The sequence below is a fragment of the Salinigranum halophilum genome, from assembly GCF_007004735.1.
Taxonomy (GTDB): domain Archaea; phylum Halobacteriota; class Halobacteria; order Halobacteriales; family Haloferacaceae; genus Salinigranum; species Salinigranum halophilum.
On sequence record NZ_SSNL01000006.1, the window covers coordinates 323,301 to 346,818 of the forward strand.

Genomic DNA, 23,518 nt, shown 5'->3' on the forward strand with positions numbered 1-23,518 from the left:
AGTGAAGCGTGAGTGTCATGTGTCGAGTCTATACCCTCCGAGCGAGTCGAAGCGACTCCGAGTCGAACCCATTAGATCGCTCTGCGATTGCATCCGCCAACTGTCTCGAATACCATGCGGCGTGTGTCCAGAGTGGAGCGTACAGGTTCTGACGACCGTCGTGGACTGGACCGAGAACTCGGTTGACAGATGGACGATACAGCCGTGTATGACACGAAACGTCGATTACACCGATCTCGCATGGACGAACGCGCGTGATTCCGTACGCGTCCGTGTCTGTGATGGGACAGACGAGACGGTCTCCGTCAGGCCGCTCGTGTGTTCGTGCGATACTGCCGTCTGCACAACCCGTCGGAGCGGGTACCTCAGCGTATGTGTGTTCTTCGGGGTCCCAGACGTGCCATCGGAGGTCATCCGTCTCCCCACGGTATGCAGACCACTCGTACTGTTCGACCGCATGGTGTGTGACAGCCTTGGCGAGCGCTGAATGTGAGTGGTTGGAGCGTCCGGCATCCCAGAGTGGTATCCATATCGTTGCTTCGGCCGCAGCGTCGACGGCGATGTTCTCCGGCCCGATGAGGTGAATCTCGACGAGTGCGACGTGAGACGGTAGGTCGTCTGCACCGTCGGCTGGAGGCTGTAACCCGCTCGTCCCTCGCACTGTTACCACCGTCGTCTCGACGCTAAACGGGGTCTGTGAGACGTCGGAGTCAGACACCTCCAAGTCTGCGAACGTTCGTGTCCGACTGTTCCTCCTGGAATGCTGTCCACTGCCGTCTCCACCACGATCAAAGACGACGTTGATGGGAGTCCGACCGTGGAACGTTGAGCTCAGCCGCTCGGCAACGGTACGCCCAACCTCGGCTGTGTCGATGGTCGATGAATCGAGTGGTTCGGCTCGCTTATCGGTGAGATTCCGCCCGTATTCAGCTGAAGGCTTCGTTTCATCGTCGAGTCGCAACTTCGTGTCCACTGAGAGGACACCGATGGGACTCCTCAGAATTCGGACGTCACGCTCGAGAAACTGGGTTGTCCCTCGTGCGTGGACGAACTCATCAGTCCGTTCCACGATGGAGACGTCTGCACTCTTGGAACTGGGCGGAAGACTCATCTCCGTGATCTCGAGTGGTGGCTCTTTGATGACCTTCCGTTGGGGACCGCCTGTTCGTTCGTCGACTTCCTGGTGGTACAACGCGTCGATTAGCGCGTCTCCGGCAACGACGTCGCCCGCAGGAGTTGTGAGTGTGGTATCGATTCGAAGGTCAGAGCGTCGAGTCGCACCAGAAGAGAGGTAGCTTCTGAAGATTCCGATGTGTGTCGCTGCGTCGGGCCACTCGAAGGTTTCGTCGGGGATATCAGCGGTTTCTGCGATGGTGCCACTGCGCTCGCACCCGATTACAGGAAGGTCACTGAACAGTGGAAGCGACGCAAAAAGGTTCGTAAGCGGTACGCTACCGTCGTGGTTGTCTGTGTGTTTCATTCAGGTTGGATGAATCCGCGATCGGTGGTCGAGACACCGGATATCGAGTCACGTATTGCGCGATGATTATCGGTGTCGTCCGTTCTGCTTACTCATGAACTTTCGATGCCTTTCGAGCGGGTCACCGTCGTCTGCGAATCTCGATGATTGCGGCGTCTGGGTGAGTGTCTGGATGTGAGTTCCACCGCAGTCCTCCCAAATCGCGTCGAGCGTTCCCGGTGTTGTGGACGAATCAGGAGTAGCTAGACGTTCAGGAGTAACTGGGGGGTCTGGTGTGGCCGGTTCAGTTGGTGCTTCGGCTTCAACCGGTTCAGCTTCGATAAACCCCTGCTGCCTGCTGAGAACTGTGACCCATACGGTATCACCGATGGTCCCGTTATCGAGGTGAATGCCGTCCTCTTTCGGGTAGGTCTGCGGTGTGTAGCCTTCCGGATACGCGATGTAGTCGCCGGATCTTCCCTTTCGGTGGACATTCACTGCGAGGGTCTTGCCGGTGGAGAGGTGTTCTTTCATTGGTTGATTTGGGTTGGGAGGGTCGCCGCGTAGGCGGGGGTATTCATAAGGGTTGTACAACACCGCAATCCACCAGACTAAGTTGTGTGAAATTCCCGCTGAATCGAACTATCCGAGATCTGAGCCTCAGTCGATTGACTCTTGACGGGAGTTCCGGTTTACTGAGCAATACGGTATGCAGTTGGTGCCGATATGGCGTTCCCACCTGCCCCATTACCCCGATAGCGAATCGCTCGCTCGGCCTACGGTCTTTCGACCGGTGCTAGGATCACTGGGGGTTACCGCTCGCGCACTAGAGTTCGTGCAGATGTCCTGATGGATGCACTTGATGTACAAAGAGGCCAGAAATAAACCCTTCGGATTTTGGCATAATTCAAAGATACGACATTAACTGCTGGAGTTCGGGATTAGAATTCGTTCGTCTGGCAGTACGTGGGGACGATTGTACTGGATATTCGGAACGGCTATACTCCCAGAGACTTCACACCGGCGCATGCCACGACCAAGTATTGACGAGAGTCTTGCCGAGGAGATTAGACGAATCCACCGCGAGACACAGGGCGAGACTGCAGGTAGTTTTCAAGAGGCATTAGATACTGTCGTACAGTTGGCGTTGCAACAGGCGGGGATGGAGGAACGCACAAAAAACGACTCACAAGGATGGTATCCGGGGAAGTATGCAGGGAAGGTCATCAACCGCGTGATTGAGAGTGCAAACGTGCAGCGATCGCCAAGAGTCGCGTCTCAGGAGTCCGCGAACGCATTCAATGCATCGCCCGATGCGACGGCTGTGTTTAAAGCTCGACTCGGTGAGGACCGAACAGTCGAAGTCCCCGAGGCTGAAGTCGCCGCACTGGGGTTCGACCATGGAGATATTCTCCAGTTCTACGCGTACAAACAGGTATCTGAGAAGAACGAACAGAACGACGAATAACTGAGTCAAGGGTCACAGAGAGCTGTCGAGGTCCGCTGTTTCAACTAAACTCTACGTCCTTCGTCTCGGAGACGTCCGTACCGTGTAACCGCTAACAACCTGGTGTATTCCTCAACAGTTGGTTCAGCGGATGCCGACCCAGCTGTCCAGCTACAATCCGAACTCCGCAATGATTGGTGCGTGGTCACTGCAGCTGAACCCTTCTTGATCGTAATAACAATCGACTGGATTCAGTTCGTCCGAGGCGATGATATGATCGAACCGTTTCCCTTTCACTTCCTCTGGGGGGACTGCTAACGGGTCGTCCGTCTGTGTGGCGTGACTCACATCCAGCATATCCAAGTCACCGTATCCGTGACAATGCCGAAAGACGTCAACCATACCGTTTTCTTCTAACCCACAGAGGACGTTGAGTTCTGCTTCAACCCACCGCTTGGCGACATCTCCTTCCTTGTTGTGACGCCAGGGGATGGTGGTTCCATCCGCCAACTCTCTATCTGGTGAGTTGAAGTCGCCAGTTAGTATACACGGAGTCTGACTTCCTTTCATGATTCTGTTGAACGTGTTCTCCAGAATCTTCACTTTCTCCTCTCCATGCATGCTCCCTGGAACCGCGCGGATGTTCCAGAGTTCGAGTGTCTGGTCACCCAGCTCCATTTCTGCGTGGAGAATTTTCTCTGGGAGATTCGTGTCCCAGTCTTTCAGATCCGCTCCGTCCCACGGTCCATATCGGATACTCGGCTGCAATCGGGTGAGGTTACGTACGGCTGCATCTTCGTGAATTGCAGTCAGATTCCCGTTCACATGGTTGTAGTCTTGATGCGGGGGGATGTCGGACTCTCCTAACTCCTCAGCCCAGTCGAGCGTGTGGACGATCTGGTCGTATCCGATACTGACCAGTTCATCTCTCCACACATCACGTCTGTGTCTGCTGACCTCGTTTAACGCGATGATGTCGGGGCACTCAGCTGCCTCTCGAATATGTTGGACCTGGCTTTGGATACGGTCGATGGGTGTGTAGGGAGGGAACGCCCCCTGAACGTTCCAAGAAAGTAGCTTCATTTCTCATCGACATTCTCACTCACCTTGATTATCTGTTCCGGGGACAATCGCTCTGGTCTAAGGCAAAATTTGTGTACTCTCGGTTCAACTGGTTCTCTCATGCCCGGCTCTGACGACGAATATCGTAACCAGATTCAGTCCGAATTAGAAGCTCGGTTTTCACCGGATGCAAAAGCACTGGAGCGAGTTTTGGATAAAATCGAACAGGCCAGAACGACGGATGAACTAAGCGAACTGCACTGGGATGACCTCAGTAAACTCGCGGACGATATCGAGAGTTTCTCCAGAGGATACGGGTTGAAAGCAGGATGGAATACGTGGATTGGTATTCAGCGTACCGACACATCTCATCTGATCATTGAGTAACCAACGGCTAGAACTTTTGATTCGATTCCACGCCAACAGATAACTTGGAGTGGTAGTGCTTGATGAGCGTACACAGATTGGTGACTACTTCGCTAACGTACTTCTCGTCGATGTTGTGACCCTCTTCGACCTCAACGCTCGTTCGAACTGCATCCATGATGTTGCCTGTCGCCTCGAACTCGTCTAGTTCTTCGACGTGATCGGACAGAAGAGTCTGTATCGCTTCCTTCTCTGCTTCTGGTACACTACTGTCGATCTCGATTCGGACGATTGCGGTTCGCCCGTCGTACTTTCCTGGAACGTATACCTTGTACGAGACTGTTGATGGGTGATCTGGATTTGTCGACTCCACGGTGACTTGCGTCGGTGTGACCTTCGAGATAGACAGTTCCGGTAGATGGTCATCTTGTGAGGCAAACTGTCTCCTGATTTCGCCAGTCAACTCCGAGTGGTCTGTTGCAGTTGGTTTCCGAAGTGCTTCTTCAAACACGCACTCAAAGAACTCACTACTCGGGTGGTCTATCGATTGCATTTGACCCAACATCTCTTCGTAGGTCACGACTTCATCAACAGCCGCTCGAGCTGAAGCACTTGCGTAGCCTTCTGGAGCGATGAGACAGACGGTAACCCTGTCACAGGAATCTTTTGAAATATAATGTTCTCCGCGCTCGAAGTATCGGGCGAACTGGCGGTCCTGTTTTGCGGCATTGATTTTGTTTTCCACCAATACTCGAATGCGTTCCCCAGTCCTCGACGTGAATCCAATCTCAATATCGGATTCTCCGTTCTCGGTCATGACCGAGTGACAGACGCCTGTGAAACTGAACTCTAACTCTCTCTCACCAATTGCTTCGAGGAACCACTGCCGGAAATCAGATGATGACTGCACTAACTGCACGAACACTAAGTCCACATCCCTTTCTACAATGTACGCTAATTCGATTCCATTCGATACACTCATTCCTTGGACTGCTACGCTTCGGGTGATGTAGCTTATCCCCTGTCTCTCAGTTTCGATACACTATCTGTACCGAAAATTTTGAGTTTCAGTTCCAGGTTCATCTGTTGAACTTTTTACTGCCCAGCACTGATTTTGCTCACCACAATTCTTCGTCTCTTCAGAGTCCGTCATGCTGCATGACGAACCATAAGTAACATGTTGAGCCAATTCAGCCACAATCTTGCGATTGGTCAGCACCGTGTCCGACGGGATTTGGACCCGTAGCATTCCTCTCAGCAGCCAATTCACACGAGTTCTGAAAGTCTTCGGACAACGTTCGGAGTCGAGGAGGGTGCAGTGAAACCCTACTCCGCATCGGTCTGTTTGAGTCGTTCGCGAAGCGTCTACCTCAAAACGACGTCGTTGCCTCACGGACCCCCTCGAGTACAGGCTCGAATTGTGCCAGTGCGAGTTGCCTCCAAACTCTGGCGGACGGTCAGCCGTGATTTGTGACTCGATGCGTCGTCCGCTTGACCGTCTCAACTATAGCCTGTGGATTGAACAGCAGGTCGTTCGCCGTCCGTCTCCACGCAACTGGTTGTTCACTCAGTGAAACAGACGCGACTCGCGTTCTCTCAGCGTGGAACGGTCTCATAAGCGATCTAACCGTGGGTAGATCGGCTGGCTGACAGCGTTTCAGACCTGTCGTCGTTCTCGAGAGCGAAACTCTCGTGAGCCAACCAGAACGCAACGCGTTCTGGTGACGGTCCAGTCGACGCGGGTCACAGTCAGCGAGAGCGCTGTCAGAATCGATGGCAAGTGGTCGTGGTTGTCTGCTGCAATAGATTTGACTCGAAGTTACTCTTTGTCGTCAGCCTCTTCGAACGTCGAGGCACCGATCTAGCAACTAAGTTTCTCCAACAACTCATCACGGAACACGATCTCTCAGACACCGATTTTCTCGTCGATGGCTACGGCTATCTGACTCCCTTCTTTCGATTAGGTGCCTCGGAACCCGAACTACCCCTGACTGAAATCGGATGTGAGAGAGCGACCATCAGGACAGAAAGAACGGATCCGCGACCAGTAGCCTATTATAGTATTTGATACTCTGGCACAATGATTAAGATGCAGAGAAGAATACCTCCGAGGAGTGACAAACGTCGGAAGCACTACGTCATGCCCGGTGGCTGGGTGCTCCTATCGCGGACCACCGGCCTCCGTCGCAGGTCACGTGAGTGGAAAACGAGACGGCGCTCACGACTGGAATCGGTTAGGATACCGAGGAGCGAACCACTACAAGCGAGTTCAAGCAGCGGGCCCAGTAAATATGACGACGCTCGGATGGGTAAGCGATAGCCACATCGGCAAACGAACGGGTGGATACGGCCGGAAGCGCTGGGCACTCCACCCAGAAGAAGACCTGGTCAGAGTCGTTCGCCCCCTGTGCGATCCCGCGCCGGCTGCGGTGATACACACTGGAGACGTCTTTCACGAAGACAGCAGTGGCGTCACACCACAGAACCGATCACTCGTCCGAGAGGTCCTCGAGCGGTTCGCACAGACGGACGTGCCAGTGCTGTACATTCGCGGAAACCACGCACGACAGGAGAGTTCGATAGTACTGAGGCGCTTTGAGCGAGCAGGGTTGCTTACGCGCCTCCAACACGTGCCCACCGAGATCGGGTCGGTCGCCGTCTACGGGATCGATTACCACGACAAAGAGTGGTGGAGCGAGTCAGTACCGAGACTGCAGCCGTCCGATGCCCCCACGAGTGTCCTCTGTCTGCATCAGTCCCTCCGACCGTACGTTACGCATACACGTGCACTTTCAGTCCACGAACTGCTTCAGCGACTCAGTCAGAATCTCCGGCGCCCACCGGACGTGGTACTCGTCGGGCATATGCACCGACTCATCGATGACATGATCGAAATCGACGGTCATACCACTCGCGTCCTGAGTTGTGGTGCGACGACCCGGATCGGAAAATCCAGGGATTCGTTCGGACCGAGTCGCGGCGAATTACAGTTTGTGGACGGACAGATACACTACCAGCGGATATCCGAACCAGCGAACTGAGGCGTTCTACAAAGAGACACGGTGAAATCCATGAACACGATATCTCTCCAGGAGTTTGAACGGAAATGGGACGAACTGAACGGGTGGGAGATCGAGGGCGGAAAATCCGATATCCTCCACCACGAGAAAGGGCCACTGTGGGTCCTTGCAGGCCCGGGAAGCGGTAAGACAGAGGCGCTCATCATCAGGACCCTCCGACTGCTCGTCGTCGATGGCGTTGATCCCGAGTCGATCATGCTCACGACTTTCACGGAGAAGGGGGCCGAAGAACTCGAAGATCGCATTGCAGTTGCGGTTCAGGCGTTTGGATACGATGACGAAATCGATGTGACGAACCTCCGGAGCGGCACGCTTCATAGCCTCTGCGACGCCCTCATGGACGAGTACCGCTACCCACAGTACCTCGATCTCCAGTTGCTGGATCAGCACGACCAAGAGTTCTTTGTGAGGCGGCATGCTGGCGACCTTCTGTCGTGGCTCAAGGATGCCGACAGTGGGGCACACCAGTTCTTCGAGTCGCTTCGGTTACCGTGGAAACGGACGTACCCACCCAACACCTGGGAGGCGACTCGTCTAGCGATACAGTTGCTCAACAAGTCCCGTCAGTATCGGACTGATCCGGACGCGCTCGCCAACAGCGATGAATCGGTGTTACGTGACTTGGGTGCCCATCTGGTGGCGTACGAGGAACTGCTCGGCGACCCCGACCAACAGCGGTGTGATTTCGCCGCGTTACAGGAGCATTTCTTGGACTTCATCGAGTCGACATCGAGCGACCGGTTGTTCGAGGGTGACCCAGAGGTGGAGAAACCTCCGCTCGAGTACGTCCTCGTCGACGAGTACCAAGACACTAATCCGCTTCAAGAACGGATCTACTTCGAGCTCGCAAAGCGGTGCAGTCAGAACCTGACGGTCGTCGGTGATGACGATCAAGCGCTCTACCGGTTCCGGGGCGGCACCGTCGAGTGTATGGTTCGATTCGGAGCGAAGTGTGAAGACGAACTCGGCGTGTCTCCGAACACGGCGCAACTGACGGAGAACTTCCGCTCACACGGCGAAATCGTCCAGTGGATCAACCGATACATCCACAATCATCGTGAGCTCAGTTCGGATCTGCGGGCGCCGAACAAAGAGCAGTTGGAACCGGCTGCCGGCATTGAAGCCGAATACCCCGCAGTCAATGCTATTTTCGGAGAGAGCAGGCGTGAGACGGCTGAACTCACCGCCGAACTCATCGAATACGTTCTCGAGGAAGGCGTTCTGGACGACCCCAGCCAGATCGCATTGCTCGTCCGGAGTTCACGTGAGTCTCCGCAGAACGCCGGTCCATTCGTCGAGGAACTCCAAAATCGAGGGATCAACGTGTACAACCCACGAAACAAGGCACTCATGGATCAAGAGGAGGTTCGATTAGCCTTGGGCGGCCTCATTACGGTATTAGACCGTGAGCTCGCGCTACTCGAAAGCGACAGAATACGGGGGAACTTCCAGGAGACGGCACACGAATGGATCGCCGAATTCGAGGCGCTTCGGACTGAAACCCGGGGGGACGGACTCGATGAGTACGTGAAGAATGCGCATGCGAATCTCGATAACCGCGACACTGAGGAGTGGCTCGAGTCGGTGATGGACGTCTTTTACCGACTCGTCTCTCACGAACCGTTCAGTTCGTGGCGTGAAACCGAACCGAACCGAGCGAAACGCCTTGCGACGCTGACGAACCTCCTCGAAGCGTACACGAACGTCTACAGCGGAAAGCTCCGGACGTCGGGTCACTACGAAGGGCACATCTCACATGGATGGCTGATGGGGTTCTACTACAACTTCATCCAGTACGTCGCGAACTCGGGGTTCGACGAACCGGAGGACCCCTACGACCAGATTCCGGCGGGATACGTCCAGGTGATGACCGTCCACCAGGCGAAGGGGCTCGAATTCCCGTTCGTCATCGCTGGTGACGTCGACAAGAGTGACGGCCCCGACGGGACCCACTTCATGGAAGACGTCCTCGCGCCGTATTCGGACCTGAACACTGACGGGAGTAGTGCCGAAGTGCGTGCAGCAGGCGATACTATCAGGCGATTCTTCGTCCAGTACTCGCGGGCACAGGACGCGCTGGTTCTCGCCGGGACAAAATCTGGCACAAAGCAGGTCGCGCTGGGGAACGACACCGGTGGACGAGCAGTGACGCCAGACTCACTGGCAGCCCGAGGTCGGGTACTCAGTGACCGGACCGACTTCGCCCGATTCGAGGCCATCGACAGAGAGTACGAGCCGAACGACGGCGTTAGACGGCGGTACAGTGTCACCGGTGACATCCTCTCGTACCGTCGATGTGCACGTCAGTATGGTCACTTCTCTGACTATGGATTCTCACCCGCCCAGGCTGCACAACTGTACTTCGGGACAGTTGTTCACGAAACCCTCGACCGGATGCACCAGCAGTATCGTGGGCAATTAGATGACGTACCTGAAGGGATTCCGAACGAGGCGGATATCGAGCGATATTTCACTCAGGTGAGTAACGCCCTCATCGCTCATGGAACGAAACCGATGAGTGGTGATGCCAAAGACCGGGCACTCGCATACATCAAACGTTTCAACGAACAGATGGCTGATGAACTGTATCCACGAGTCAAAGACACCGAACACCGACTCCAGTCACAACAGGAGAGCTTCGTCATCGAGGGGACTGTCGACGTCCTCGTGCGGGACGAGGGGTCGCTGGAAACCGACGACCCGGACGAGTGGGAGATATGGGACTACAAGGCGGCACAACTGCCTACAGACGGTAACATCGACATCGAGAACTACCGCTACCAGATGCAGGTCTATGCCGGACTCTACGAGCAAAAAAACGGCGTGCTCCCGTCCCGCGCAGTTCTGTACTTCATGGGCGAGTCAGACCCCGAGCAGGCACAGGTCGAAATCGAATTCGACAGGACGCAAATCGACCGCGCTCTGGAGACGTTCAGAGCGACCGTCGGCGATATCGAACAGAGTCGGGACACACAGGAGTGGCGACCGCCGAGCGAGGCCCCGTCCGAAGAGACGTGTTCGGCCTGCGACCTTCGGTGGGACTGTCCCACCGTCGATGCGCAGTACCCGATGCGTGCTCCCTGAGTTCAGCCCTCTCCGTGTAGCGACCCACACCAGAGGTCTGCAGGACTGGTTCTCTCACAGTACCGAGGAGTTCCTCGAGCACAGAACGACGCAAAGACAATACAGCATTGAGCTCAGCTGTTCAATGGCGTCTCAAGTGCCCACACGTCTGTCGTGGGGTCCAGGGTAGATTTTTTATCATGGCCACGCTCGGTGAGTAGTCCGCAATGATACAAGATCGCCTTGTACTGGAAGGTAGTGTGCGTCGAGTAGACCGCTCCACTCTCGAAAGCCTCCAGATCAAGTGGTTGATCATCGTTTCCTGTGAGGACACGTTCGCGAGAGTGTGCAACCGGACTCACGAAGAGGTCAAGCGCGAAATCCGGTCGATCCCTCGCGATCGCCCGTGCGACTGTCGAGAGCGAGGGCTGATCGGTTCCCTCATCGGCCAATGCTCGCAACGTGTCGATCAACACGTGCGTCGGAGGATACCCGAGGATAGCCTGCCGAGCCACTGTACCCATCACCGGAAGGGCGTCGATAAGCCGAGTGCGAGATCGCGTCTGTGCATCGATCGCCTTTAGTGCCGAATCGAGACTACCGTGGTGGTATGCGATTGTGCGGACGGCTTCACGACCGGTTGGCGTCAGCACAGTACCGTCGACCCCGCTGGTTACCAATCCGAGTGCTGTGGCGTCTCGACACGCATCGCCAACGGATCGGATGACGTATCGCTTGAACACGGAGTCGGTATCGTTCTCGTGAGCTACTGCTATCGCGTATCCAAGCGCGTTCTTTGGGTGGTTTTTTGTGAAGTTCTCGACAGGTGCTCCGCCGACCGCCCCGTGAAACCTGATGGTCCTGACCGCCGGTGTCTCATCGGTACCGACCAGTCTGGGAGATTCGATCAGTTCGACGGTACCCTCCTCGACCGAGAGAAGGCCGATGTTCAGCTCTCGTGCCAACGACCGGTCTTCGTCTCGAATCAATACCCGTGGGACAGCGGCATACCCCACATTCGTTTCTCCGAGGTGGCTGTGAGCCTGGGTGATTGCAACCCTGGTTGCGTTTCGGTCGTGTCCATGACCTGAGGCGGTCACTCCTTTTGCCTCGACGACAGCAACGGGGAGCGACCTCTCACCATCGGTGGCGTGGCCTCGATACGCTTCAGGCGTTGGCGGGGCGATGAGCGCATCAGGCAGACCACCGCGCAACTGAAGCGTGTTGATCGGCCGGAGACTCCTCCGAACGGCTCTCGGAACCGGTGTCGAGCCCCAGTTCTCGACGCCGAATTGCGAGTCGACGACCGCATATCCTGGCGTGTTCTCCCCTGGGAGCAAGAACTCCTTCGCCGCCAACAGAACACGGGGCTCGATGAGAGTGGTCATAGCATCAGATATTGAGGAGGCGTGCTGAGAGGAGTAAATTCCTTTCCTCTCAGATGTCAGCATGAACAATTTTCGTCGACTGCGGTCTATGAAGAGTATCTCACACTACCGCGTCCGACTCACGCGATTGCCTGGACGTGGGCCTTCACGGCTTACGGTCACGGTTTTCGAGTCGGACGAAGCACGATGGTCCCGCGAGCACGTGAGAATCCTGTTCGACCCCTAAGTGGTCACTGAACAGTTGGGAAATCGTCTAATCGGAGCAGCTCGTCGCTTACTGTGGCGATTGCACTCTCCCCGAGTGGAACGATCGGGTGTGGCTCGCCACCAAGTATGTACGTCGCGAACTGCTCGCCAGTTTCGATATCTACGCAGTAGATCGTCCCATCACTATCTAGGGCGACTGTGGTGCGCTCTCCAATGAGATGAGCAGAACGGAATCGATGGAGGGGTTTGTTCTCTGTCGGGTCGAATCGCCATTCGATGGCACCCGTGTCCCGGGTGAGACAGAACACCCCATTCAACGTCGGGACGAGGAGTCGGCCGACTGTGACACAGATCGGGCCATTGACCGGTGCTTTATACTGTTTTCGTGTGGTCTCGTCCGTCTCAGTCCCTTGCTTTCGGACCTCCTTCGTTACCGTGAATTCAGTCTGCCACTCGCGAGACCCATCAGACAGCGAGATGGCCTCGACTCGATGGCCGGCGGTTACGTACATCACGTCCTCGCGTACTGGACCGAATCCAAAGCTCCGGTCTTGTGCCCATCTCGGTGTGCCAGCAGGTTCGACCGCGTACACGGAGCCATCCGCCGTCCCGACAAGGAGGCCGTGATCGGTGTAGGCTACCTGAACGACAGCACTCTCAAACCTGCTGTGAACCGTGCAGGACCCGTCTGTTCTCGAAAGAGCAAGTACTGATCCACCACGTGTGCCGATGTAGACTGATTCCGGGCCGATCTCGACTCGAGCATCGATCAAATCTTTATCGGGGTCCTCGCCCGTCGTGAAGTCCCAGAGTAACTCTCCACTCACCGCCTCGTACGCTCGGACCGAGAACGAGCCTTTCACGACTACAATTCCGTTAGCCACTTCAGGCACACTGGTGATTCGCTCACATTCACGCTCCCATATCAAGTCTCCAGACGCCACGTCTACCGCAAAGACGGATCTTGATGTTGCATGGTAGAGATATCCCTCGTCTGTTCGTGGCATATTGTCAAGTAGATCGAACGACTGACGCCAGGAAATCCGTGGCTGATCGATCCCGATATTGACCACCTGGAGGATGATGTGGGCGCTCGGATTTTTCACTGACCGGCCGTGTTCCATATTCAACGGACGCTCGTGTCTGAATACGTCTCCATCGTCGTACAGCTCGGCGAGTTCGCTCCGCACACGCCCGACTTGCTCGAGATTATCTGCTCGGGCCTCGAATAACGTGGTCGCGAACTCTACCTCCGAATCACTGAACAGCAAGTCGCCATCATCAACGATCGGAAATCCTTCCGCAGTCAGTATCTCACAGATGCGATCCCACCGGTACTCGTCATCTTCCGGTGTTAATACGTGTAGCTGGAGCAATCGTTCCATAGTTCGTGCAGACGGAATTTCATGTATAATCTTGTGCGTCTGAGAATCTGAATTGATATCTAAACATACCTCCGTCCCCTTCTGAGATGACCGTGGACGACAGTACCCTCGTCTCAAATTGTCGAACATGCTCCACTGATACGTGAACGGCAGTTTTGTCTCGACATCATCACTCCGAGTGCGTCCAGACCACTGGCGGACCGTTACCCACACATTGAAAATCGAACGAGATAATGAGGGAGATAGGTTCTTCAGGTCGACAATATCTATCCCAGTATGGTCGACTCTGACGTTTTTCGAGTGCTCCATATGACCGAGGATGAACTCATTGTGAATCCAATCTCGGAGGAGAACGGCCGATTTGTCGATACTGCTGCGGACGCGATCCCCGTCGAGAGGACCACCGCAGACCCGAGCGTCGCTCAGGTGCTCTCATTCGTCGAACCGGGGCACCTCCTGCGGGGACCCCTTGTCGAATCGGATTCGTCATACCGGTTCGAATCAGTCGAACATCGTGGTGGGTTCTCGCTCGTCGAAATTGACCCGAAGGTGATTCCCTACCTCGTCCAGAACTATTGGGACCAGGAACCGGAACACGACAGAGCACACCGTCGTGACAACGTTCGGATCGCACCGTTGTCGGCAATTGATGCTTTCGAGGATGATGATGAGTTCCGCGGTGAGTTGGTTATCCAGCCCCGGTCGAATCCCGAGACACACACGTGGGACGAGTTCCGGCAAGGAGTCGGGAGCGAAGCAGTCTTCGGTGGTTTCGAAGCCACTGATAGGAAACCCCAGGAGGTCTTCATAGGAAATCCTGCCGGAGAGGCGTACTGGTATTGCCTACTCTTTCCGGAGTACCGATCAGATCCTGCACGTCGGGTGCAAACTCAGGTCGGATTTCTCTATGACGATCAGTATCTCCCAACCCCCACATGGGAGAGTACGGCTCTTATCGACCCCGAGAAACTGCCAGAAGATATCCAGCGCGATCCGAAGGGAGTCTTTGCTCCAGGATCCCAGGTCCACAGCAGCGCGATTCCCGAGCGGTTCGGCTACGATACGGTCGAATTGCTCGCAGAACTCGTCTACGTCGGCGCCCAGTTCGAAGCCACGCTTTCCAGCGGAATGGGCGACTCACTCGATCCCGATGAGACCTTCTCGTACTCTCCAAGAGAGGTCAGTGATGCAACGGTCTCAGTCCTCACGGCATACCGATTCTACACGACGGTTCTGATCGATCTCTACGAGTGTCTCGACGACATCGGTGATGTGACCGTCGAGTCGGCAGTCGAAGATGGCGTGTTGCCAGACCCTGAACTCCTCTATCGAGCCCAGCTGAAATTCACCTCGCACGTTTACGAACTCGAGGCGTATCTCGAGAAGATGCGACAGGTTCCCGTCGAAGAATACGTCGTTGAACAGTTCAAGGGAGCGATGCCCGATAAGAAGAAGCAATTACGAGAGGAGTTTGGCGTCGAAGGATTTCCCCTGATGATTCGACATATCCTCTACGATATCGAACGACAACTGGGCACTCTCACGGACGTACTCAAGATAAGTGAGTACGTTGCGACCGCTGAGCAAACAGACGACGGGTTCCGCTACGAGATCAGTGCCGAGGAACAGGCGTATGCGTTCCTCAAGCGACATCAAGACCGCGTTTCGGAGCACTTGACACCTGCCGAACTCGGTGGAGAGGGATCTGAGGTGTTCATGCTCGTACTTGGGCGATTAGGTCGTCGTCACGACTGGTTAGATACCTCTTCTCTGGGACCGATGGGGATGTTGTTCACTCAGATGGACGGGGTGATGCGGTGAGGAACGACCGGAGCGTCGTCGTTTCGAGCGGTAATTGTCGCGTGATTAAATCCCTCTGAGCGACACTCTATGACTCATCAGGAACTCGCGCTGAAGAGGCAGCTATCTGGGTCATCGTCAGCAACGGTGTGTCGCCATCCTCGTCGTCACCGTCGAATTCCGTGTTCTCACCAGACTCATCGAAGGTGAGTGCGTTTCGCACCGTCTCCGGAAGCGACGGACGTGGGGCCTCCGCGTGTGTTTCGACCTTCTCGTCTTTTTTTGTTCGAGCGTAGAGGGCGCGCATCACGGGCAGACCGGAGAGGTAGTTGTACTGGTCGAGAACGCGAACGCCGTACGGGGTGAACCCGTAGAACTTCGCGGGATACTCGCGCTCGTCCATGTTCTCTGGGTATGGGTACATATCGATGATGTCGGCCTCCTCTAGTTCGTTGAGTTGATTCCGAATCGCTCCACTACTCTTCCCGGTCATGTATACGAGCTCATCGAGCGACGCGAGGTGGTCAGGATGGCCGAGGAGCATCTGGATGATCTTGTGACGAGTGTCCTGAGAGAGGAGTTTGAACAACCGTTGTTGTGCTCCGAAAGGGTCAGACACAGGTTCGTCCGCTCTGGCGTCGTCGATTTTAGACATAATTGGGTGTAGGTCTCCACCACCTATAATGATTCACCTGCATTGGTGCTAAAAATACTCTCAGAATAACACTGGTCGGAAGAGATATACATGACACGATAGAGGTCCTTCCATGGAAGACCCCTCCCCTCCGGAACACGCCGCACAACTCTTCGAGTACGTCGATCACGCGATCGGAGAAGGTGTCGAACTTGAGCAAGAGGAACTCCACGCGATTCTCGAGTTCGACGCCAACGAAATCGCTCCGCTTCGGTCACCAGTCATCTCCTACTTCATCCTTGGAAGCTATCGCTCGCCGTACCGGTACCGCCTCCGAAGTGCGGCCCATGAGCTCAAAAAAATCGGCGCATACACCGTCATCCTTGGCGATGTCAAGCAACTCCGAACCAGCCGACTGCCTGATGAGGATATCATGTTTACTCTCATCGCCGCGTTTAGCAGCTACATCGTCGCGATCTACGAGAAAGACAGTGGCGGCGAAGCGCCTGAGCTGGGAGAAATAGACGATCCCCCATTCTTTGAGAAAGCCCACGTCTACGTTCGTGATCACGACCCGAATACCGACCCCGATCTCGAACTCGTCGTCGAGACACTCGAAGATCACTTCGATTCTCAATTCGACGATGACGAGCGCGAACTGCGGTTCACGAGACGGCTGGCCGCGAGCGACGCCACGGTCAGCCGTGAAGAGGTAGAGGCCATCGTCGAGAGAAGAGTCAAGGAAAACGAACCACCTGCATCGTACAGTTGGCCCCACAAGAACAAGTTCAAGAAGTTCGATCTCCACAGCCGTTTCCACTCGTGGGTGGATCCGGATGCCGTACCTGATCTCGTTGTCGAAACAATACCGGGCCCATAGGTTGAGGGGCCTTAGGAGGTTGCCACAACAATAGGCGCCGCGATGGTTGTCTAGATTCCATACGCACCTCACGCCGTCACTCTCGATTCGTAGTCGTATGTTAGATGTCATCGAACGTCGAGTGGGGGTCCGGTCGGTCCTGAATCGAGCGGTTCGACAACGTATACGGACGCATTGCTCGGCCTTGACATCGAGTCACGTTTTGTATCTCTGTGTGAAGTTGTCCTACATCGGACGGAGTCCCGAGTCGAATCGATTGCCGAGCGAGCGCCTGCTCGCTCAGGTCAAACTCGAATCCTCTGGAAGTTCCCAGAAGTCCTGATAGAACTCGGCGAACCGCTTACTCATTCGCATGCTGCTCACGTCCGTCTTCGTTACGTCGTCCGATAAGGCCGACTTGTCCCTGGACACGCTCAGCTCATTCTTGTGGTCATTACCAGCGGGAGACTTGGAAGAACGGTTGTGGCTGCGCGCGCAGCGCCCTTGGCGCGAGCACGGAGCGGTGGGTGGGGAGGTGGGGCTGGTCCGGCACACAGCAAAAAAGAGCCCGCGGCGACCGGCTATTCCCACCACCGACCGCGCTCGGGGAACCTCACGTCCGACCAGCCCGTCACAGCCAGGGATACACGCCCCTGGTACCAGTTTCGCGCCGCCCCGTGAATCCGCACAAGTTCGCCCTCTCGAATCTGGGGGGCATCCGACCGCTTCCAGATGGTCACACGCGTCCGGCCGCTCTCGTCTCCAATCAGCCCGACCTGGGCGATACTCGGATGGGAGGGCACCCACAACGTCTCGACGCGACCTTCGATACTCACCTCTCGACGGCGCACGTCCTCCAGTGCTCCAATCGGCACGACCCGCCCAGGCTCGGTCTGTAGCTCCTCGAACGTCCCGACGACGGCCGTCATCATCCCCTGGCCGTTCACGACCTTCTCAGCCAGCCGCCGACTGATCGCCGCTCGCGACCACCCCTTCAGCTTCCTGGCCATCCGCATCGACTCGCGGTTCACCATCGCCAACTCGTCTCGAGAGAGTTCTTCACGAGGATCACCCTCCTGGCCGAACAGCGAATCCACAGCCGCCGCCCGTTCGTCGAACTCCTCACGTCGCCGCGCACTCATCGCACCCACCACATCGGACGTCCGCTGTGCTCGCCCCTCCTGGGTTCCGAGCGTCGCTTTCGTACTGATGGACGCCAGTTCCGCCGCTCTTGCGTTGATGCGCTCTTCTTGGGCCAGGGTCGCACCGTAGATTCGCTCCTGACCAGTGTCGACCATCCCCTCAGGGTGGTTCGCATCCACCTTCGCCTGCACTTCCATCTGCACCGTCGCTCTGAACTCAGGAGTCTCGTCGACGACCTCGAAGCCGTTTTCATCCACGACCCGCTCGTTCACCTGTTCGTACGCCTGTTCATCGACCGAAACTTCTTGTCCGAATACGTTTGTACTAGACATTGCTGTAGCTCTGAAGGCGCTCACTCGGCGTCTTCACCCCACTCCACGACTCTCCAGCCGCGGCTCTTCTCTCATCGACGGACATCCACTCAACGCGCTCTCGCTCGCGCCTTCGTGAGCGCCCCTTGGGGCGCGAGCGAGAGCGCTCAGAAGGAGAGAAGAAACCAGCCGCGCGCGCCGCGGGCGGGGACCTGAGCGGCCAGCGCCAAGGTGGTTCGCGGTCCGTCCCGTTCTGCGGGTTCGTGTCCAGGCCGACTGTCGCGAGCACGGTGGCGCGCCGACGGCAGGAGGTGCGCCAGCGCGCACAGCGGCATCAAGGGCTGGAACGCGAAAGCCCGCAAGGGGCGAAAACCGCAACCACACTTGGCTGCTGGCGCACCGGGAAGGTGCGAGCGAAGTGAGACGCGAGCACCGCGAGCGTCTCAGTAGCCCCCGCCCCGTGGAGGCGAGCGCGGCGAGGCGGGAACGGAATCCCCGATGAGGGTCACGATTGCGCCCCACTGAGTAGCTGACTGAACCGAGTGAGGTGTTCCATGCCGAAGGGTCCCGAGACTGGCTCAGTTGAACCCCTCACTAGGACAAGAAGCGCGTGACACAGACAGTGGATAGAGTCATCATAGAGTCCAACACGTCTCCCCCTCTACTGCGCGAGACCTTCGCGGTAGCCGGCCAGCGGCGGTCACCGAAGGCTGCTCGCGTGGGGTCGGCGTCTGCACACGCCTTGCAGAGCGAGTGTTCGGACAAGTCCTGCAGGCCGGAGGCGACGACACAATACAGGAGTCTTTGCCGAGGAGTCGCATCTTGCAAACCGCTCACGATCACGGCGTGATTCGTCGTTATCCGATTTTTCACCGTCTAGGATGCGACCCTCCGAAGTGGTCTCTCCCCGGATGCTCTGCCACCCTCTCACCCGAATTTTAGATAAAGACACCGTTCAGTCGAATCAAAGTACGAAGGCTCACGGAAATACTGATAGATGGCCGAAACTTTGAATTGAAATGATTTCAACTGGACATGTGATGGTGGAAGAAATCGACATCAAGATGACCAACGTGGTCCGTCGGAGTCCGATATACCGGATCGCAACGCCGAACGTCGCCATCGCTAAAGGGTTCACACCGGACGAGAGGGAAGTCGAAGGAATCGGGGTATCCCTTCTCTCCGAGGACCGGGCGCTCGATGCAGCGGTAGAGAACCTCAAGGAGAACGCCCGGGAGGTCGACTTCTCGTTTCACATCAAACTTCTAAAAGGAGGGAACATGGGCGGACACATCGAAATTTGGGAGGAAGGAATCAAGCAACGGCCCGGGTCGTCCTCTGGGCGGCCGGTTGTCGAAATCAATGCGATGCGGGACGGCAACGCCGTAGACGCGAAAGGGAAGCCCGGATGGCTCGAAAACGCCGGCTGGACTCCATCGTTCGACACCGCCCTGTCGTCGGCGCTCGACTCCGCTGAGTCGCAGTTCGACCGGGTGGGACGGACGTCGGTGTGAGTCATCGCGCCGCTCGTCGACCGAGAATGAACACCAAGAGAGCGAGCAACACCGCCCCGAAACTCGTCTCTATCGTGGTCAAGACGCGACCGAACCCGACCGGCTGGAAGTCGCCGAAGCCGAGTGCGGTGAACGTGAGGGTCGAGTAGTAGAGTGAGTTTCCGAACTCGGCGACGCTCGCGAGGCCGTCGTACGTGACCGGTTCACCTCCCTCCGGTCGCATCCAGCCACCGAGGGGATACAGCAGTGCGAACCCGATGACGGTGACGAAGCTGTAGCCGATGACTCGCCACGGACTCTCGCCGTAGAGCAGCATCGCCCGTGCTACCGCCGACCGACCCCATCGTGCCCCTGCCACAAGCCGCTCTTCGGCGGTCACGTCGGCGGCCGTCGCATCGTCCCAGTAGCCGTCTTTCTGGAGATCCTGCCGTCGGACGAAACAGCGGGCTTGGAGCCGAGACCGGCCCGTTCGCCGGCCGAGGTCCTCCAGCGTCCGGTAGACCGATTTAGCCGTGTCAGTGTCAGCGTGCCCGTCGTCGCCGTAGGCCGGGTCGTAGACGCACGGATGGCTGGCGCGGATCGCCGCGATGGTATGCGGCGAGCGGGTGTCGTCGCCGGGACGACCGAGAAATCGCGTGTCTTCGTCGACGTGTACGTCGCCTATGACCGCTCCCGAGAGTGTGGCACCGCGCAGGTCGGCGCCGGTCAGCCTCGCACGGCTCAGCAACGTGGACTCGAGGTCTGCCCGGCACAGGGTCGCGTCACCGAAGTCTGCGTCGGTCAGGTCCGCACCATGGAACTGTTGCCCGGTGAGATCCACGCCCTGGAATCCGGCGGTGCCCCCGAACGTGGCCTTGCGGAACGACACTGCCGCCACGAACTCACACCCCAGGAAATCAGCGTCCGAACCGAAGGTCGCGCTCATGAAATCGGCCTCTGCGCCGAAGGTGGTCTGGTGGAAGTCGGCATTCTCCCCGAACGTAGCGAGTGCGAAGTCGGCTTGGACCTCGAAGGTCGAACAGGAAAGTTCTGCCCCCCGCTCGAACGTTGCGCCGCCGAACCACGCCGCCGGCTCGATAGCGTACGGCTCGTCGGGCACGTGGGCGTCAGCGAACGTCGACTCGAAGAAATCGGCTCGCTCGCTGAACGTGGCGTGTTCGAAGCTGACGAGCTTCTCGAACACCGCCTCCCTGAACCTCGAAACGTCCTCGAAGACGGCACTGTCGAAGCCCAGCATCTCCTCGGAGTGTACGCCTGCGAACGATGCCCGTGCTTCGAAGGTCGCGCCCGTGAACGTCGTTGGAAGCTCGAAGGCGGCGTCTTCGAAGGTCGTCTCTGATTTGAATGTGGCCCCTTCGAATGACGCTTCGGTCGCGGTATCGGCGTCAGACTGGGGAGACTGGAACGTTGCGCCGACGAACGAGACGCTCCCTTCGAACACCACTTCGGAGAAATCCACTGAGCCACTAATCGTGGCGTACGACAGTCGGAGGTTGCCCGACACCCGCTGTAGACGCTCGGCACCACGCGGGTCAAGGCGACCGAACGCCGCCCCGAGGAACTGTCCTGTTTGGTCGTCCGTCGCCGTGTCGGCCTCGTCTCTCGATTTGACGGCGGCCACGAATGCGTCGAGTACCGCCGTCTCGTCTTTCTCCGCCAGTGGGCGATGGAAGATACACCGGTCGTCGTCTCCTTCGGCATCGTGTGGGCAGGTCCAGACACCATCCTCGTTCAACACTGCCTCGTCCACGCGACATTCGTTGTCCCGGCCGCCGCTCCACGTCTCGGGATTGGACCAATTGAACGCCGCATTGCCGTTCTGACACTCGTTGTGGTCGTCACCCCGTCTCTCGAAATCAGTCGGGTCGAAAACGTACTGGCAGGTGCCACCAGTAATCGACATACAGAAATTAAAATACAGATATATTGTGTTAAAGCCTGCTCTCACTCGCAATAAATAACTATATCACAAGATATTGGACGAATCGTATTACGAATCAAAATAATTAATGATGTATTCTTGACAACAATCGCCTCCTTATTTCCGTTCTGAGACGGAGACCGTAGAGGAACCCAGTGGTCACACTGACGACCACCAGTACTGCCTTCGAGCTGGGAGCTGACACGAGCAAAAGGAGAGTGATACCTCCGAGTAGGGCCCAGAGACACAGCTGGCGAGATTGCTTACCTCTGAAGTGCGTATTGACAATATGATGTGCACGAGAGAATCATAAAAACAATAACATGACATTCGAGATAGTATGGCCCCATTCTAGAAGGGCTCGTCTTCCTGTACGTTCCTTGCTGGTGTCCGACTGAACAATTGCATTGGTTTTCTCGATCCAATACTCTGACTCTGATAATTAGTTCGGATACTGAGTTCAATTCTACTGTTCGAACTTATCAGCCAATTTTGATGCGTCCAAATACATTAATAACGAACTGTCAAAAGTAAATCGCGGCCCATGGAACGGACAACGAACAGGCTGTCACGGCGCAACGTGCTGAAGTCAGTCGGTGCGGCCGGAGCGATGGCGCTCGCTGGTTGCTCGAGCAGTGGTGGAAGCAGCGGTAGTAGTAGTACAGACCGAGAAATTATGCAGGGGTTCCTCCTACCGCTAACCGGTGACCTGGGGGCGTTGGGGACGGCAATGCGAGATGCGGGTATCATGGCCTCCAACCAGGTCAACGACGCCGACAACGGCATCACCGTCAGCACCCAAGAGGAAGACACTCAAACCACCGTTCCCGATGCCATCAGCGGGGCCAACGCCTTGGTCAACGCTGATTACCCGATGATGGTCGGTGGGGCAACCTCGAACATTGAAATCGGCAACCAAGTGTTCGTGCCGAATGAGATGGTCGCTTGCTCCCCGTCAAACACGCTTCCAACGCTACGGACGTTTGAGGACGACGGCTTCTTTTTCAGAACAACCCCCGGTGATCGTTATCAGGGGTTCGCGATGGCTCAAGCCGCTTCGGAACAACTAGACGGTATCGAGACTGCGGCGACGACCTACATCAACGACGACTACGGTCAGTTGCTCTCACAGTGGTTCACTGACCACTTTGAGCAGGGCTTCGGCGGGAGCGTCCAGCAACAGGTCGTCCACGACCCGACAGAGTCGTCCTACAGTTCGGCTCTTCAGACCGCCTTACAGGATGATCCGGACCTGTTCGTTGTCATCACATACCCTCAAAGTGGAACCCAACTGTTCCGAGATTACTACGCCGACTTCGACACCGGCCGTCCGATCATGTTGACCGACGGTACAAAAGCACCAACGCTGCCCGATGAGGTCGGTCAGGACATGAGCAATGCAATCGGGACGATGCCGGCAGCAGACGGTCCGACGTACGATACCTTCGTGTCGCAGTATGAAGAAGAGTACGGCAATGCGGCCGCCGCTTTCACCGCCCAAACGTACGACGCCTCAGCGATTACCTTGTTGGCGAACGCCGCAGCCGGCGAAAATAGTGGACCGGCAGTTCGCGACCAGATGCAGAACGTCGCGAACCCAGAAGGGACCGAAGTCACCATCGATAACCTCGCGGAGGGTGTCGAAATGGCCGCGAACGGCGAAGAAATTCAGTACGTCGGTGCCTCTTCGGCCGTTGACTTCGATGATGAGGGTGACCTTCGAGCTGGAACCTATGAGCTCTGGGAGTTCGACGACAGCGAGTCAGGCATCAACCGGCTCGACCTCGTGACTGTCAATCGAGACCAAGCAATTGAGCCGGGGAGCTGACTGACGGACCAGCCGAAAACCGCTGAATCATCTTTCCTTTCAGCGGCCATG

At 56.7% G+C, this 23,518-nt stretch carries 17 protein-coding genes and 1 pseudogene; 9 read left to right on the forward strand and 9 right to left on the reverse strand.

What is annotated here, in order from left to right:
* Nucleotides 1-28 precede the first annotated feature (28 nt).
* Together E6N53_RS16850 and E6N53_RS16855 are read right to left on the reverse strand one after the other, a co-directional pair.
* A complete protein-coding gene (locus E6N53_RS16850; protein WP_142860669.1) occupies nt 29-1,480 on the reverse strand; it encodes a hypothetical protein in 1,452 nt (483 codons plus the stop codon).
* Between the two features lie 66 nt (nt 1,481-1,546).
* Nucleotides 1,547-1,993: a hypothetical protein gene (locus tag E6N53_RS16855; protein WP_142860670.1), complete on the reverse strand. Its 447-nt coding sequence runs from the start codon at nt 1,991-1,993 to the stop codon at nt 1,547-1,549.
* A 493-nt stretch (nt 1,994-2,486) separates the two neighbouring features.
* On the opposite strand from E6N53_RS16855, the gene E6N53_RS16860 reads away from it, so the two are divergent.
* Entirely contained in the window at nt 2,487-2,927 is a 441-nt protein-coding gene (locus E6N53_RS16860) for a hypothetical protein (RefSeq protein WP_142860671.1), read from the forward strand.
* Between the two features lie 150 nt (nt 2,928-3,077).
* On the opposite strand, the gene E6N53_RS16865 is transcribed toward E6N53_RS16860, so the two are convergent.
* Complete coding sequence (locus tag E6N53_RS16865) at nt 3,078-3,989, reverse strand: endonuclease/exonuclease/phosphatase family protein (RefSeq protein WP_142860672.1); 912 nt, start codon at nt 3,987-3,989, stop codon at nt 3,078-3,080.
* 99 nt (nt 3,990-4,088) lie between these two features.
* On the opposite strand from E6N53_RS16865, the gene E6N53_RS16870 reads away from it, so the two are divergent.
* A complete protein-coding gene (locus E6N53_RS16870; protein WP_142860673.1) occupies nt 4,089-4,355 on the forward strand; it encodes a hypothetical protein in 267 nt (88 codons plus the stop codon).
* 7 nt (nt 4,356-4,362) lie between these two features.
* Here E6N53_RS16870 and E6N53_RS16875 read toward each other — a convergent pair whose 3' ends face one another.
* Complete coding sequence (locus E6N53_RS16875; RefSeq protein WP_142860674.1) at nt 4,363-5,316, reverse strand: PD-(D/E)XK nuclease family protein; 954 nt, start codon at nt 5,314-5,316, stop codon at nt 4,363-4,365.
* A gap of 488 nt (nt 5,317-5,804) precedes the next feature.
* Between E6N53_RS16875 and E6N53_RS21310 the strand changes: the two are divergent.
* From E6N53_RS21310 to E6N53_RS16885, 3 genes and pseudogenes are all read left to right on the forward strand, one after another.
* Nucleotides 5,805-6,306 (forward strand): annotated as a pseudogene (locus E6N53_RS21310) (hypothetical protein); the annotation flags it as partial.
* A gap of 319 nt (nt 6,307-6,625) precedes the next feature.
* On the forward strand, nt 6,626-7,375 hold the full coding sequence (locus E6N53_RS21680; protein ID WP_142860675.1) for a metallophosphoesterase family protein: 750 nt from the start codon (nt 6,626-6,628) through the stop codon (nt 7,373-7,375).
* A gap of 30 nt (nt 7,376-7,405) precedes the next feature.
* A complete protein-coding gene (locus tag E6N53_RS16885) occupies nt 7,406-10,498 on the forward strand; it encodes a UvrD-helicase domain-containing protein (RefSeq protein ID WP_142860676.1) in 3,093 nt (1,030 codons plus the stop codon).
* Nucleotides 10,499-10,611: 113 nt separating this feature from the next.
* Here E6N53_RS16885 and E6N53_RS16890 read toward each other — a convergent pair whose 3' ends face one another.
* On the reverse strand, nt 10,612-11,928 hold the full coding sequence (locus E6N53_RS16890) for a hypothetical protein (protein ID WP_142860677.1): 1,317 nt from the start codon (nt 11,926-11,928) through the stop codon (nt 10,612-10,614).
* A 167-nt stretch (nt 11,929-12,095) separates the two neighbouring features.
* The gene (locus E6N53_RS16895) at nt 12,096-13,457 is read right to left on the reverse strand and encodes an outer membrane protein assembly factor BamB family protein (protein WP_161596584.1); all 1,362 of its coding nucleotides are present in this window, start codon (nt 13,455-13,457) and stop codon (nt 12,096-12,098) included.
* A 309-nt stretch (nt 13,458-13,766) separates the two neighbouring features.
* Between E6N53_RS16895 and E6N53_RS16900 the strand changes: the two genes are divergently transcribed.
* A complete protein-coding gene (locus tag E6N53_RS16900) occupies nt 13,767-15,278 on the forward strand; it encodes a hypothetical protein (RefSeq protein ID WP_142860679.1) in 1,512 nt (503 codons plus the stop codon).
* Between the two features lie 67 nt (nt 15,279-15,345).
* On the opposite strand, the gene E6N53_RS16905 is transcribed toward E6N53_RS16900, so the two are convergent.
* Nucleotides 15,346-15,912, reverse strand: a complete 567-nt coding sequence (locus E6N53_RS16905) for a winged helix-turn-helix domain-containing protein (RefSeq protein WP_201741177.1) — start codon at nt 15,910-15,912, stop codon at nt 15,346-15,348.
* Between the two features lie 112 nt (nt 15,913-16,024).
* Between E6N53_RS16905 and E6N53_RS16910 the strand changes: the two genes are divergently transcribed.
* On the forward strand, nt 16,025-16,771 hold the full coding sequence (locus E6N53_RS16910) for a DUF8170 family protein (protein ID WP_142860680.1): 747 nt from the start codon (nt 16,025-16,027) through the stop codon (nt 16,769-16,771).
* 560 nt (nt 16,772-17,331) lie between these two features.
* On the opposite strand, the gene E6N53_RS16915 is transcribed toward E6N53_RS16910, so the two are convergent.
* Entirely contained in the window at nt 17,332-18,225 is an 894-nt protein-coding gene (locus E6N53_RS16915) for an OB-fold nucleic acid binding domain-containing protein (protein ID WP_142860681.1), read from the reverse strand.
* Between the two features lie 1,019 nt (nt 18,226-19,244).
* Here E6N53_RS16915 and E6N53_RS16920 point away from each other — a divergent pair.
* A complete protein-coding gene (locus tag E6N53_RS16920) occupies nt 19,245-19,718 on the forward strand; it encodes a hypothetical protein (RefSeq protein ID WP_142860682.1) in 474 nt (157 codons plus the stop codon).
* A 1-nt stretch (nt 19,719) separates the two neighbouring features.
* Here the strand turns inward: E6N53_RS16920 and E6N53_RS16925 are convergent, their stop codons facing one another.
* A complete protein-coding gene (locus tag E6N53_RS16925; RefSeq protein ID WP_161596585.1) occupies nt 19,720-21,159 on the reverse strand; it encodes a pentapeptide repeat-containing protein in 1,440 nt (479 codons plus the stop codon).
* 1,090 nt (nt 21,160-22,249) lie between these two features.
* Here E6N53_RS16925 and E6N53_RS16930 point away from each other — a divergent pair.
* Nucleotides 22,250-23,467, forward strand: coding sequence for an ABC transporter substrate-binding protein (locus tag E6N53_RS16930; RefSeq protein WP_236642418.1), 1,218 nt, complete (start codon nt 22,250-22,252; stop codon nt 23,465-23,467).
* Nucleotides 23,468-23,518: the final 51 nt, after the last annotated feature.